Origin of the sequence: Staphylococcus simulans (assembly GCF_025561465.1) — a bacterium.
GTDB classification, from domain to species: Bacteria; Bacillota; Bacilli; order Staphylococcales; family Staphylococcaceae; genus Staphylococcus; species Staphylococcus simulans.
In genome coordinates this window covers 1801838-1814314 of sequence record NZ_CP095100.1, presented here as the reverse complement: position 1 = coordinate 1814314, position 12477 = coordinate 1801838, and the positions used below count along the sequence as shown (strand labels likewise).

Genomic DNA, 12477 nt, shown 5'->3' with positions numbered 1-12477 from the left:
ATTAAAATTCCTAAGGAGGAACGATATTTATGGCATTAATTAAAGTTACTGATTCAGACTTTAACGAACAAGTTCAAAATGGTGTTAAATTAGTAGATTTCTGGGCAACTTGGTGTGGACCTTGTAAAATGATCGCACCTGTATTAGAAGAATTAGCTCAAGATTTCGACGGTAAAGCTGACATCTTAAAATTAGATGTTGACGAAAATCCTAACACTGCAGCTAAATTCGAAGTAATGAGTATCCCAACTCTAATCGTTTTCAAAGATGGAGAACCTGTTGATAAAGTTGTAGGTTTCCAACCTAAAGAAAACTTAGCTGAAGTATTAAACAAACACCTATAATTTTAAAATAATGCCGAGTTTCGGCGATTATGGTTGAAACTTCACGTTAAATATCGAATCAATCATTACAAAAATGCGAGACCAGAATATAGTGTTCTGGTCTTTTTCATATGGAAATTTAAGGCGTTGGTTAAGCAAGCCAGTCGCTCGTATAAGCTGGTATTTGTTATAATAGTAAATTGAATTTCATAGTAAATCTATCAAACTTTAGGAGAAGGGAGGTTAATCGTTGGAAGATTATAAAGAAAAGATTAAACAGAAACTATCAGTGGTTCCGTTTGAACCTGGCTGTTATTTAATGAAAGACCGCAACGATCAAGTCATTTATGTCGGGAAAGCTAAACGTCTGCGTAATCGATTACGTTCTTATTTCACAGGTGCGCACGATGCGAAGACGACACGTTTAGTAGGAGAAATCCGTAATTTTGAATTTATCGTTACAGATAGTGAAACGGAATCGTTATTGTTAGAGCTGAATTTAATTAAACAATATCAACCTCGTTACAATATCTTGTTGAAAGATGATAAGAGCTATCCTTTCATTAAAATTACGAGAGAAAAATATCCACGTTTGTTGGTTACAAGAACTGTTAAAAAAGGGACAGGTAAATACTTTGGTCCTTATCCAAACGCATATTCAGCAGTAGAAACGAAAAAATTGTTAGACCGTATTTATCCATTCCGTAAATGTGATAAAATGCCGGATAAATTGTGTCTGTATTATCACATCGGTCAATGCTTAGGCCCCTGTGTCTATGACGTAGATGAACAACAATATGCGCAAATGATTCAAGAAGTGACAGAGTTCTTAAATGGTGAAGATAAAACAATTCTTAAGAACTTAGAAGATCGCATGATGGCAGCGAGTGAACAATTAGACTTTGAACAAGCCAAAGAGTATCGTGATTTGATTCAACATATTCATAACTTGACGAAAAAACAAAACATCATGTCGACAGATAATAAAGCACGTGATGTATTTGGTTATAGTGTGTCGAAAGGTTGGATGTGTGTTCAAGTTTTCTTCGTCAGAAACGGGAATATGATTCAACGTGATACAACAATGATTCCACTTCAACAAACAGAAGAAGAGGAGTTCTATACGTTTATCGGTCAATTCTATCAATTGAATCAACATCTTTTACCGAAAGAAGTGCATGTGCCGAAAAATTTGGATGCTAACATGATTCAATCGGTTGTAGATACAAAAATTGTGCAACCAGTCAGAGGCCAAAAGAAAGATTTAGTTGAGATGGCGAATCATAATGCTGAAATTTCATTAGAAAATAAATTCGAATTGATTGCGAGAGACGAGTCTAGAACAATCAAAGCGATTGAAGAGCTTGGAGAACAAATGGGAATTCAAACGCCGATTCGTATTGAAGCGTTTGATAACTCTAACATTCAAGGTGTTGATGCAGTGTCTGCGATGGTTACTTTTGTTGATGGTAAACCAGATAAAAAAGGATACCGCAAATATAAAATTAAAACGGTTGATGGCCCTGATGATTATAAATCCATGCAAGAAGTGATCCGTAGACGTTATACACGTGTATTGAACGATGGTTTACCGTTACCTGATCTTATTATTGTCGATGGCGGTAAAGGACAGATGTCTGTAGCTATTGATGTACTTGAGAATGAATTGGGATTAGATATTCCTGTCGCAGGCTTACGTAAAAATGATAAGCATAGAACGTCAGAACTGTTGTATGGTGTAAACGCAGAAGTAGTTCCGCTTAAGAAGAACAGTCAAGCGTTCTATTTACTGCAACGAATTCAAGATGAAGTCCACCGTTTTGCGATTACATTCCATAGACAAACAAGACAAAAACATGGTTTGACGTCTGTGTTAGATAATATTGATGGTATCGGACCAAAACGTAAAACGAAGTTGTTAAGAACGTTTGGTTCTGTGAAGAAAATGAAAGCAGCCACGGTTGCGGAGCTTCAAGAAATTGGTTTTCCTAAAAAGATAGCTGAGAATTTACTACAAGAATTAAATAAGGAAGAACAAAAAAGTTAGAAGCGGTATATTCTGAAGTGAAAGCTGAAGGAGGTGCCGCTTTCAGCTTAATTTTAAGTCTATTTGAAGCTGAATTTAAACTAAGATTGAAAAAAATCCATTGATAATAATTCTCATGCCCAAAAGGCTGTAAAAAAATGTTACAATATCATTAACGAGATTTTATTTTTTTAGGTGCGTTTGTAAACGCTTTCTAAATGAAAATGATTCTCACTTAATGTGTAATTGAATACAATTGCCTCGATTGTAAGGGATTGCAGCGGTCATCGGTTCAGCATATACAGCTAAGATAGGGGTCCATACATAGAGAAAAATGGCGCTGAGCTGCCGTGCTGATTGCAGTGTTTTACAACTCCCAGCAGGGCTGTTCGTTGGTGGTTGAGTCATTTGTATTGATTTTACTTAATTTTGTGAGCATTTGGAGCATTTCAACAAACCTGAAAATGAAATCAATTAATATCATTTGTTTCACAGGGGGGACTTCCTTTTGGGTTATACTAAGAATCAATTTTATTTAAGACGCATACACTCGTTACTAGGGGTTATTCCGATCGGTGCATTCTTATTAGTGCATTTGACAGTTAACCACCAAGCGACTAAAGGAGCAGGAGCTTTCAACCAAGCAGCAGGATTTATGGAATCATTACCATTCTTGTTAGCGCTTGAAATCTTCTTAATTTACTTACCAATTCTTTATCATGCGTTATACGGTATTCACATTGCATTCACGGCTAAAGAGAACGTCGGCCATTATTCATGGTTCAGAAACTGGATGTTCTTATTACAACGTATCACAGGTGTTTTAGCGTTTATCTTTATCGCAATCCACTTCTACCAAACAAAAGTGGAAATGTGGTTAGGGCATAAAGAACTAGGATTCAACATGATGCAAGACTACTTAAGCAATCCATTCTGGTTAATCTTCTACCTTGTTTTAACAGTAGCAGTAATTTTCCACTTTGCGAACGGTTTATGGTCATTCCTAGTAACATGGGGTGCCTTACAATCAGCTAAATCACAACGCGTATTTACATGGGTATCATTAGTAGTATTCGTTATTGTTTCTTACATCGGTGTAAGTGCAATCTTAGCGTTCGTATAAGAGCAATAGCATAGCGTAAATAAAGGTTATATTTTCAGGGAGTGACATTTATATGGCAGAGAAAAAAGTTATTGTTGTCGGTGGAGGACTTGCCGGTCTGATGTCAACAATTAAAATAGCAGAACAAGGTGTACATGTTGATTTATTCTCAGTAGTACCCGTAAAACGTTCGCACTCTGTGTGTGCGCAAGGGGGTATTAACGGAGCGGTTAATACAAAAGGTGAAGGCGACTCACCTTGGATCCACTTTGACGATACAGTTTATGGCGGGGACTTCTTAGCGAACCAACCACCAGTTAAAGCAATGGCGGATGCAGCACCGAAAATCATCCACTTATTAGACCGCATGGGTGTAATGTTCAACAGAACACCTGAAGGTTTACTTGACTTCCGTCGTTTCGGCGGTACGTTGCATCACAGAACGGCATATGCCGGTGCAACAACTGGTCAACAGTTATTATATGCATTAGATGAACAAGTTCGTAAGTTCGAAGTAGACGGTCTTGTGACAAAATACGAAGGTTGGGAATTCTTAGGTGTTGTGAAAGACGAAAACAACGCAGCGCGTGGTATCGTCGCACAAAACTTAACAGATGCGAAAATCGATGCATTCCGTTCTGATGCAGTAGTTATGGCAACAGGCGGTCCTGGTATTATCTTCGGTAAAACTACAAACTCAATGATCAATACAGGTTCAGCAGCATCTATCGTGTATCAACAAGGTGCAGTTTATGCGAACGGTGAATTTATCCAAATCCACCCAACAGCGATTCCTGGTGACGACAAATTGCGTTTAATGAGTGAATCAGCACGTGGTGAAGGTGGACGTATTTGGACTTATAAAGACGGTAAACCTTGGTATTTCTTAGAAGAGAAATATCCGGATTACGGTAACTTAGTACCTCGTGACATCGCAACACGTGAAATCTTCGACGTATGTGTGAACCAAAAATTAGGTATCAATGGTGAAAACATGGTATATCTAGATTTATCACACAAAGATCCGCATGAATTAGACGTTAAATTAGGCGGTATCATCGAAATTTATGAAAAATTCACAGGCGATGACCCACGTAAAGTACCAATGAAAATCTTCCCAGCAGTTCACTATTCAATGGGTGGATTATACGTAGACTATGATCAAATGACTACAATTGACGGTTTATTCGCAGCAGGTGAATGTGACTTCTCACAACACGGCGGTAACCGTTTAGGTGCAAACTCATTATTATCAGCGATTTACGGCGGTACAGTAGCTGGACCGAACGCTGTAAAATATATCGACACTGTTGAACATTCATATACTGAATTAGACGACAGTCTTTACCAAGACTTAATCGATAAAGAACAAAAACGTTTTGACGATTTATTAAACATGAGAGGGACAGAAAATGCCTTCAAACTTCACCGTGAACTTGGTGAAATCATGACGAAAAACGTAACAGTTGTTCGTGATAACAAACGTTTACTAGAAACAGATGAAAAAATTCTTGAGTTGATGAGACGTTATCAAGATATTGACATGGAAGATACACAAACTTGGAGTAACCAAGCTGTATTCTTCACACGCCAATTATGGAATATGTTAGTACTTGCTCGTGTGATTACAATCGGTGCATATAACCGTAATGAATCACGTGGTGCACACTACAAACCAGAATTCCCTGATCGTAACGACGAAGAGTGGTTAAAAACAACAAAAGCGTTTTACGAAGGTATCGATAATCCACCAAGATTCGAATACGAAGATGTGGATATCAGCTTAATTCCACCACGTAAACGTGACTACTCATCTAAATCAAAATCTAGTAAAGAAGATTCAAGTAAGGAAGAAGGGAGCAAATCATAATGGCAGAAGAAGTTAAAGATGAAGCGGTTCAACAACCAGCTCAAAATAGCTCTAAAACTGTAACTTTAATCATTAAGCGACAAGATACTGCGGACTCACAGCCATATGAAGAAAAATTTGAAATTCCTTATCGTGAGAATTTAAACGTGATTGCTTGTTTGATGGAAATCAGACGTAATCCGTATAATACAAAAGGGGAAAAAGTTGCGCCGGTAACATGGGACATGAACTGTTTAGAGGAAGTATGCGGTGCTTGTTCAATGGTTATCAATGGTCATGCACGTCAAGCATGTTCAGCGATTGTAGATCAATTAGAACAACCTATCCGTTTAGAACCAATGAGCACATTCCCAATCGTACGTGACTTACAAGTTGATCGTTCTCGTATGTTCGATAACTTAAAACGTATGAAAGCATGGGTACCGATTGACGGTACGTATGACTTAGGTCCTGGACCACGTATGCCTGAGAAAAAACGTCAAACAGCGTATGAATTATCTAAATGTATGACATGCGGTGTGTGTTTAGAAGTTTGTCCTAACGTAACAAGTAAAAACGAATTCGTAGGGGCACAAGCAATTTCACAAGTACGTTTATTCAACTTGCATCCAACAGGTTCAATGACTAAAGACGAACGCTTAGACGCTTTAATGGGCGGCGGCGGACTTCAAGAATGCGGTAACTCACAAAACTGTGTGAATGCTTGTCCTAAAGGTATTCCTTTAACAACTTCAATCGCAGCGTTGAACAGAGAAACTTCATTCTACATGTTCAAATCATTCTTTGGTTCTGACCACCAAGTACAATAATTTGATAATAAATCAAGAGGCAGGAGTGCGACTCCTTGCCTCTTTTTTAGTGGAAGAAAGGAAGTCGGAGATGAAAATCAGAACAGAACAATCAAATGATGAACAAGCTATAGAACGATTGATTCAAGCAGCTTTTGAAACCGTTGAGATGAGTGATCAGACGGAACATCTATTAGTCCAACGTTTAAGAAAAAGTACCGCTTATGTACCTGAACTCTCTTTGGTCGCTCTATCAGTACAAGAGGAGATTATCGGTCATATTATGATGTCTAAGATTACTATTGGGTTTGAAACGCCGTCATTAGCGCTTGCACCATTAAGTGTAGCGCCGAATTATCAAAGACAAGGCGTAGGAACGAAGTTGGTTGAAACAGCATTAGAAACCGCAAGACAACTAGGTTATCAATCAGTTGTAGTTTTAGGTGACCCAACTTATTATCAGAAGTTCGGGTTTGAACTGGCTGCGGCTTATCATATTTTTGGACCAATGAAAGAGATGGAACCTTATTTAATGATTTTGGAATTGAAGGAAAATGTGCTAATGAATATGAGTGGAGAGGTACATTATTCTGAAGCTTTTAATCTTTAAAGCGTTTTCGTCTACATTTTGTCTCGTGAAACCAAATAACCATTCATGCAATCTAATTCAGGGTTATGATAAAATATAGTCTAAGAATGCTTTAGTGTGAGGATGAAAAAGACATGAATAAACCCATCGGAGTAATTGACTCAGGAGTCGGCGGCCTCACTGTAGCCAAAGAAATAATACGTCAGCTGCCAAATGAAACGATCTATTATCTTGGTGATAGTGCCAGATGTCCATATGGACCAAGAGATGGCAAGCAAGTATGTGATTTCACGGTACAGCTTGCGAATAAATTAATGGAATATGATATTAAAATGCTGGTTATCGCATGTAATACCGCAACAGCTGTCGCATTAGATACGTTGAAAGCCTTATTACCGATTCCGGTAATTGGTGTAATTGAACCTGGTTCACGTACTGCGATTATGACGACACAAAATAATAAAGTAATGGTGTTGGGTACTGAAGGGACAATTAAATCAGAAGCTTATACAAAACATATACAAGCGATTAATCCGCATGTTGAAGTCACAGGAGTTGCATGTCCGGATTTTGTACCTTTAGTGGAACAAATGCGTTATCATGATCCCGTCGCAACAAATATTGTGATTCATCAGACGTTAAAACAATATAGAAATAATGATGCTGATACGGTAATTTTAGGATGTACGCATTATCCGTTACTCTTCCAACCGATTTATGATTATTTCGGTGGTAATAAAACTGTGATATCATCTGGTTTAGAAACAGCACGTGAGGTCAGTGCGTTATTGACGTTCAGTCATGAACATGCGCATTATACCCCACATCCGAAACATCGCTTCTTTGCGACAGGGGATACAAAACATATCCAATACATCATTGGACAATGGTTAAAAATAGATAATGTTGAAGTAACACATGTGAAAGTGGATTAATATTGAGGTGAAGGACATGGAAGATTTAGTAATTGCGACAAACAACAAAGGAAAAATCAACGACTTTAAAGTCATCTTTCCTGAATACAATGTGATTGGTATCAGTGAATTAATTTCAGACTTTGATGTCGAAGAAACAGGGACAACATTTGAAGAAAATGCAAAATTAAAATCTGAGGCAGCAGCTAAAGCGTTAGGCAAACGTGTCATCGCAGACGACAGTGGCTTAACAGTGGATGCGCTAAATGGGGAACCTGGTATTTATTCAGCGCGTTATGCTGGAGAAGATAAAGATGATAATGCGAATATTGAAAAGTTATTAGAGAAATTAAAAGGTAACAGCCGCCACCGTACGGCAGAATTCGTTTGTGTCATCAGCATGAGTGCACCAGGCGAAGAAACTGTGACATTTGAAGGCACAGTCAGCGGTGTAATTATAATGGAAAAATTAGGTGAACATGGTTTCGGTTATGATCCGATATTCTATGTACCAAGAATGCATAAAACAATGGCACAATTAACGGATCAAGAAAAAGGTGAAATCAGCCATAGACGTCAAGCAATTGATAAATTAAAAGCTTATTTAAAGGGTGATCAAATTTGAGACGTTGGATTATTGTAAGTGACAACCACACAGAGTCTGGTATTTTATTTGAAGTGGTGAACCACTATGACCAAGTTGATGTTGCGTTGCATTTAGGTGATTCAGAGTTCCAATATGATGATACAGAATTAAGTTTATACCATCGCGTTAAAGGTAACTGTGATTTCTATCCAGAGTTTCCAAATGAAAATGTCATCAGTGATGAAGGTTTGCGTGCTTTCTATACACATGGACATTTATACAGAGTGAATACGACACGTCAACTTCTAGCTGAAAAAGCTAAAGAAGAAAATTGTCAGTTAGCCTTTTATGGACATACACATATTGCTCGTTATGAAGAAATAGAAGGGGTACATGTGATTAATCCAGGCAGTATTTCACAATCAAGAAGTATGATGGAAGAAACTTATGCTGAACTTTTAGTAGATAGTCAAAATGTCACATTGAATTTCAGAAATAGAAATCATGACATTATTGAAACAGTTGAATTTAAAGTAAACGGTTAAAATTGAAAAATAACTAAAAATAATGATGCTGAAGGGTGAAAATTTTTATCCTCCAGCATCTTTTTTATTAGATTTGTTTGACTGCGAAATAATTATTTTCATCATCCGCAAAGTTGAAGACTCTGCCTTGAGGCATGTCGACTAAATCACCGACTGTGATGTCTTTGTCTTGATAATCTTGATAGAGTTGTTCAATATCATCTGTCGCAAACATTAAAGAAGGTGTTTTTGTACTAATACCTAAATCTAATGATTGTATCTTTTGTTTGTTGTGGAGGACAATGGCTGTTTGTGCGTCACTTGATGGACGCAGTACAATGGTACGCATACCATGTTGTTCTGTATCGGATGAAACAGTGAAACCTAATTTTTCTGTCCAAAAAGCTTTGGCTGTTTCTTGGTCATTCACATATAACATGACTTCGTCTAAACGTTGAATCATTTTAACACCTCGAGTTTCTTTTTTAACTTATCATCATATCCCCTTTTATTTGTTGTTTGAAACTACAAATAAAAGGTATGATTAGAATGCAGTACATTAAATAAAAAGGGGATTGATTATGACTCAATTATATCCATATTTAGCGTTTAACAATACTAAAGAGGCATTAAAATATTATGAAGAGGTTTTTGGCGCAACTGATATTCAACGTTTAGCTGTTGATCCATCACAAGCTGAAAACTTTGGTGTGAGTGAAGAAGAAGCGGACAATAAAACAATGCATTCTGAATTTACAATTGCAGGTGTGACATTATACGCATCTGATGCGTTCGGTAAAGATGTTCAAATCAACGAAGGTATTTCTTTATTAATTGATTATGATATTAATGATGAAGCGGATGCAAAACGTGTAGAAGCTTTATATGACAAAGTAAAAGATGATGAATCTGTACATGTAGATATGCCACTAGCAGAACAATTCTGGGGCGGTAAAATGGGTTCATTTACAGATAAATATAATGTGCGTTGGATGTTGCACGGACAAGATCATTCAAAACAATAAAAGAAAATAATAGATAAAAGCTGAAATAAGCATCCATGTCTTAATAAAACGACATGGATGCTTATTTTTGTTAAAGGTATGTTAATTACCAAAAAAAGTTTTTGAGAATAAAATAACCAATCACACTTATAACGATTATCCACAAGATGATAATCAAAACACCCGCATACCAATTTTGTGAAAGGATATTTTTATTGAGTTTAGATGCTTTTCGACGATTATCTTGAAGAATAGGTTCAGGTATTAATTTTAAGCACAAGGCAATACCTAATGGCACAATAATAATATCATCTAGATAACCTAAAACAGGGATGAAATCAGGAATCAAATCAATCGGACTTAATGCATAAGCAACGATACAGACTGCAAGTATTTTAACGGTCATTGGTGTGCGTTGATCCTTCGATGATAAATAGAGTACTAGCAGTTCTTGGTTCATTTTAGCGACAAATGATTTCAAAGCAGGTAAGAAATTGATATTCATAAATGTAGTCTCTCTTTATTGTTTTAGTTTATTTAGCTTCAAAGCAAGTTGACCTGTTACTATCGCATCGGTTAAAGCATCTTCAGGTTCATAGTTTTCTAAGTTAAAGTATGTCTTTAAAGTGTCGAATTTATGATTAGGTGTATCTTTCACTAACTTTCTCGCAAGAGGGAGTGTATCTAGCACAGTATATTCAGGCATATCTATATTAAAGTCGTCGAAATAACGTAATAGGAATTTCATAGAGAAAGTTGCCGCATGCGCTACGATTTGTTTATCTCCAATAAATGTACGAATGGCTTCTATATCTTCTTTTTCAATAAAATCTTTGTCTTCTAAGAACTCATTCGTAACACCTGTCATTTGTATCACTTTTCTTGTTAATAAGCGTGTAGGTCGAAAGTATTTCATATATTGGTTTATCATTTGACCATTTTTAAATTCGACGAGTGCGATTTGAAAAGCATCATGAAAATCAGAGCTTAAACCGGTTGTTTCAATTTTGAGTGTGACAAAGTGGTCCGCAAGTGTTTGTGATTTTATATAATGAATCGGCAATCTTTTGCGTTGTCTTAATTCAGCTTCTAATTCTTTAATATACTTTTCTTTAAGTCTTAATTTCATGACAAGTAATTCATTTTCTGTTTTTAAACGTTTCAATTCTTCTTCTTGATCCACATCGCCACCTCCATCAGTTAAAGTGTATAACTATTTTACAATAAAATAGTAGGAGGGTGCTTAGATTAAGGTCGTGAGAAAAGTAATCCATAAATTCGAACACAAAAAAGAGAAGACCTTATTAGATCTTCTCGCTAAAACAATATGGTGAATGTTTGGCTTTATATTAGATACCAAAGAGTTTACTTACAATGCTAGCACCGTTTGTGATGATGTCTACGATGTTTTTACCTAATTCTAAGTTTTGGCCGTTTTGAGCTGCTTCAATTGTAGCTTGGATTGCGTTGAATAAACCTTCCATGATTGTCACCTCAATATTTGTATTGTTTAAGGTTAAGTGGAATACCAACCTTTGATATCTCTACTATACAATCATCTTTTATCTAATTGGGCTAAATTCCTTAACTCACAATGTTCTATGCATACCCGTGGTATATCTGACAGATTCTTGACACTTAGGCATTCCTAACTGTTCTCTACTTGAGAAAAGTGATATACTTGTCATGATAAGTGCAATACAACTTCTAAAGTGAAAAATCATAACAGAAATTATTATGAATGGTATTGATTTAAATACTTTAATTAGATATAATAATTCTTGTGTTAAAAAATTATGTCCTGGTAGCTCAGCTGGATAGAGCAATGGCCTTCTAAGCCATCGGTCGGGGGTTCGAATCCCTCCCAGGACGTCACTTAAAGCCTGTAACCTCTGTGGTTATGGGTTTTTTCTTATTTATCAGCAATTTTTTTAAGTAATTCTATGATTTCATCATTTTGTTTGATTATCTTGTCTCTTTGCGCGATGTGTATAAAATTTTGCTTTTGTTGAGACATGTAGTAATTAAATTGTGCTTGTTTCTCTATATTGAAAGTGAATTGTCCCATTACATGATAGAAGTTATCGAAATTAGCGAAAATTTGTTGGAACTTAAATGCTTCTATTGTTGTTTCGGTTGGATTAGGTATACCTTGTGTTCTAAAGAAATCAATCAATTTATCATGGTGTATTTGTTCTGGTGTCTTTTCCTCACCTAAAATTCCTCTTTCTTGAAATATATGTTCCAAGTCTTGATAAAACTTTTCTTTATTAAATTTAAAGATTTCCTTGTAAAGCTTTATAAAGTGGCGCTTATCTTCAATACTCAATTCTTTCCATTGTTTTTTCTGTTTTTTATCAAGTTCTGCAAGAATGCTTCCTTTAATGAAGCTTTCTCGAAATCCTAATTGTTCCATCTTAATACCTCCTAATTGATATGAGTATATTTTAAAAAAAGATGCACCAACTAAGGTACATCTTTTTAATAGATCGAATTTATCTCACTGGTATTTTTTTATAGTACTTATCATCAGAGAATTTTGTGTTTGTTCTGATACGTTGGTTGATGACTTCTTCTTGTTCGTATTCACTTAAAGTACTCATATAAGGTTTTGGTGGTTGTTCACCAAACTTCTCAATGTATGACTGATACGCGCGTTTTAAACGTGGATTCATTGAATTCAACTCCCTTTAAACATTAATACATCTCTTATAATGTATTTACCCTTAATCCATTGATTATAGTCTAAGG

General features: G+C 36.1%; 16 protein-coding genes and 1 tRNA gene. 11 read left to right on the top strand and 6 right to left on the bottom strand.

What is annotated here, in order from left to right:
* Positions 1-29: 29 nt before the first annotated feature.
* The 9 genes from trxA (at position 30) to MUA87_RS08460 (ending at position 8743) form a co-directional block, all read left to right on the top strand.
* Positions 30-344 carry a thioredoxin gene (gene trxA / locus MUA87_RS08500; RefSeq protein ID WP_002480567.1) on the top strand — a complete coding sequence of 105 codons (315 nt, stop codon included), beginning with the start codon at positions 30-32 and terminating at the stop codon, positions 342-344.
* A 229-nt stretch (positions 345-573) separates the two neighbouring features.
* Positions 574-2370, top strand: a complete 1797-nt coding sequence (uvrC, locus tag MUA87_RS08495) for an excinuclease ABC subunit UvrC (RefSeq protein WP_002480568.1) — start codon at positions 574-576, stop codon at positions 2368-2370.
* 487 nt (positions 2371-2857) lie between these two features.
* Positions 2858-3472 carry a succinate dehydrogenase cytochrome b558 subunit gene (locus tag MUA87_RS08490; RefSeq protein WP_002480569.1) on the top strand — a complete coding sequence of 205 codons (615 nt, stop codon included), beginning with the start codon at positions 2858-2860 and terminating at the stop codon, positions 3470-3472.
* A 52-nt stretch (positions 3473-3524) separates the two neighbouring features.
* Positions 3525-5321: a succinate dehydrogenase flavoprotein subunit gene (gene sdhA / locus MUA87_RS08485; RefSeq protein WP_023015921.1), complete on the top strand. Its 1797-nt coding sequence runs from the start codon at positions 3525-3527 to the stop codon at positions 5319-5321.
* Positions 5321-6130, top strand: coding sequence for a succinate dehydrogenase iron-sulfur subunit (gene sdhB, locus MUA87_RS08480; protein ID WP_002480571.1), 810 nt, complete (start codon positions 5321-5323; stop codon positions 6128-6130). Before sdhA ends, sdhB begins: the two co-directional genes overlap by 1 nt.
* 70 nt (positions 6131-6200) lie before the next feature.
* Entirely contained in the window at positions 6201-6719 is a 519-nt protein-coding gene (locus MUA87_RS08475; RefSeq protein WP_262550535.1) for a GNAT family N-acetyltransferase, read from the top strand.
* Positions 6720-6832: 113 nt separating this feature from the next.
* Positions 6833-7633 carry a glutamate racemase gene (gene racE, locus MUA87_RS08470; RefSeq protein WP_002480573.1) on the top strand — a complete coding sequence of 267 codons (801 nt, stop codon included), beginning with the start codon at positions 6833-6835 and terminating at the stop codon, positions 7631-7633.
* A gap of 16 nt (positions 7634-7649) precedes the next feature.
* On the top strand, positions 7650-8237 hold the full coding sequence (locus MUA87_RS08465) for an XTP/dITP diphosphatase (protein ID WP_262550533.1): 588 nt from the start codon (positions 7650-7652) through the stop codon (positions 8235-8237).
* Positions 8234-8743, top strand: coding sequence for a YfcE family phosphodiesterase (locus MUA87_RS08460; RefSeq protein WP_002480575.1), 510 nt, complete (start codon positions 8234-8236; stop codon positions 8741-8743). Before MUA87_RS08465 ends, MUA87_RS08460 begins: the two co-directional genes overlap by 4 nt.
* 67 nt (positions 8744-8810) lie before the next feature.
* Here MUA87_RS08460 and MUA87_RS08455 read toward each other — a convergent pair whose 3' ends face one another.
* The gene (locus MUA87_RS08455; protein ID WP_262550531.1) at positions 8811-9185 is read right to left on the bottom strand and encodes a VOC family protein; all 375 of its coding nucleotides are present in this window, start codon (positions 9183-9185) and stop codon (positions 8811-8813) included.
* A gap of 118 nt (positions 9186-9303) precedes the next feature.
* Here MUA87_RS08455 and MUA87_RS08450 point away from each other — a divergent pair, with 118 nt between their 5' ends.
* Positions 9304-9747, top strand: coding sequence for a VOC family protein (locus tag MUA87_RS08450; RefSeq protein WP_023015783.1), 444 nt, complete (start codon positions 9304-9306; stop codon positions 9745-9747).
* A gap of 85 nt (positions 9748-9832) precedes the next feature.
* Here MUA87_RS08450 and MUA87_RS08445 read toward each other — a convergent pair whose 3' ends face one another.
* The 3 genes from MUA87_RS08445 to MUA87_RS08435 form a co-directional block, all read right to left on the bottom strand.
* Positions 9833-10231 (bottom strand): YkvA family protein, encoded by a 399-nt coding sequence (locus tag MUA87_RS08445; protein ID WP_070626672.1) that lies wholly within the window; start codon positions 10229-10231, stop codon positions 9833-9835.
* Between the two features lie 15 nt (positions 10232-10246).
* Complete coding sequence (locus MUA87_RS08440; RefSeq protein ID WP_057510379.1) at positions 10247-10909, bottom strand: 3'-5' exonuclease; 663 nt, start codon at positions 10907-10909, stop codon at positions 10247-10249.
* 166 nt (positions 10910-11075) lie between these two features.
* Positions 11076-11210 (bottom strand): beta-class phenol-soluble modulin, encoded by a 135-nt coding sequence (locus MUA87_RS08435; RefSeq protein WP_002480580.1) that lies wholly within the window; start codon positions 11208-11210, stop codon positions 11076-11078.
* 314 nt (positions 11211-11524) lie between these two features.
* Between MUA87_RS08435 and MUA87_RS08430 the strand changes: the two genes are divergently transcribed.
* Positions 11525-11598: transfer RNA gene (locus tag MUA87_RS08430), tRNA-Arg, on the top strand.
* 40 nt (positions 11599-11638) lie between these two features.
* On the opposite strand, the gene MUA87_RS08425 is transcribed toward MUA87_RS08430, so the two are convergent.
* Together MUA87_RS08425 and MUA87_RS08420 are read right to left on the bottom strand one after the other, a co-directional pair.
* Complete coding sequence (locus tag MUA87_RS08425; protein WP_262550529.1) at positions 11639-12142, bottom strand: hypothetical protein; 504 nt, start codon at positions 12140-12142, stop codon at positions 11639-11641.
* Positions 12143-12221: 79 nt separating this feature from the next.
* The gene (locus tag MUA87_RS08420) at positions 12222-12401 is read right to left on the bottom strand and encodes a hypothetical protein (protein WP_002480583.1); all 180 of its coding nucleotides are present in this window, start codon (positions 12399-12401) and stop codon (positions 12222-12224) included.
* Between the last annotated feature and the right edge of the window lie 76 nt (positions 12402-12477).

Bases quoted from the DNA above. Each gene is read 5' to 3' on its own strand.
- trxA (WP_002480567.1), top strand. From the start codon at position 30: ATGGCATTAATTAAAGTTACTGATTCAGACTTTAACGAACAAGTTCAA.
- sdhA (WP_023015921.1), top strand. From the start codon at position 3,525: ATGGCAGAGAAAAAAGTTATTGTTGTCGGTGGAGGACTTGCCGGTCTG.
- sdhB (WP_002480571.1), top strand. From the start codon at position 5,321: ATGGCAGAAGAAGTTAAAGATGAAGCGGTTCAACAACCAGCTCAAAAT.
- MUA87_RS08475 (WP_262550535.1), top strand. From the start codon at position 6,201: ATGAAAATCAGAACAGAACAATCAAATGATGAACAAGCTATAGAACGA.
- racE (WP_002480573.1), top strand. From the start codon at position 6,833: ATGAATAAACCCATCGGAGTAATTGACTCAGGAGTCGGCGGCCTCACT.
- MUA87_RS08465 (WP_262550533.1), top strand. From the start codon at position 7,650: ATGGAAGATTTAGTAATTGCGACAAACAACAAAGGAAAAATCAACGAC.
- MUA87_RS08455 (WP_262550531.1), bottom strand. From the start codon at position 9,185: ATGATTCAACGTTTAGACGAAGTCATGTTATATGTGAATGACCAAGAA.
- MUA87_RS08450 (WP_023015783.1), top strand. From the start codon at position 9,304: ATGACTCAATTATATCCATATTTAGCGTTTAACAATACTAAAGAGGCA.
- MUA87_RS08445 (WP_070626672.1), bottom strand. From the start codon at position 10,231: ATGAATATCAATTTCTTACCTGCTTTGAAATCATTTGTCGCTAAAATG.
- MUA87_RS08435 (WP_002480580.1), bottom strand. From the start codon at position 11,210: ATGGAAGGTTTATTCAACGCAATCCAAGCTACAATTGAAGCAGCTCAA.
- MUA87_RS08425 (WP_262550529.1), bottom strand. From the start codon at position 12,142: ATGGAACAATTAGGATTTCGAGAAAGCTTCATTAAAGGAAGCATTCTT.
- MUA87_RS08420 (WP_002480583.1), bottom strand. From the start codon at position 12,401: ATGAATCCACGTTTAAAACGCGCGTATCAGTCATACATTGAGAAGTTT.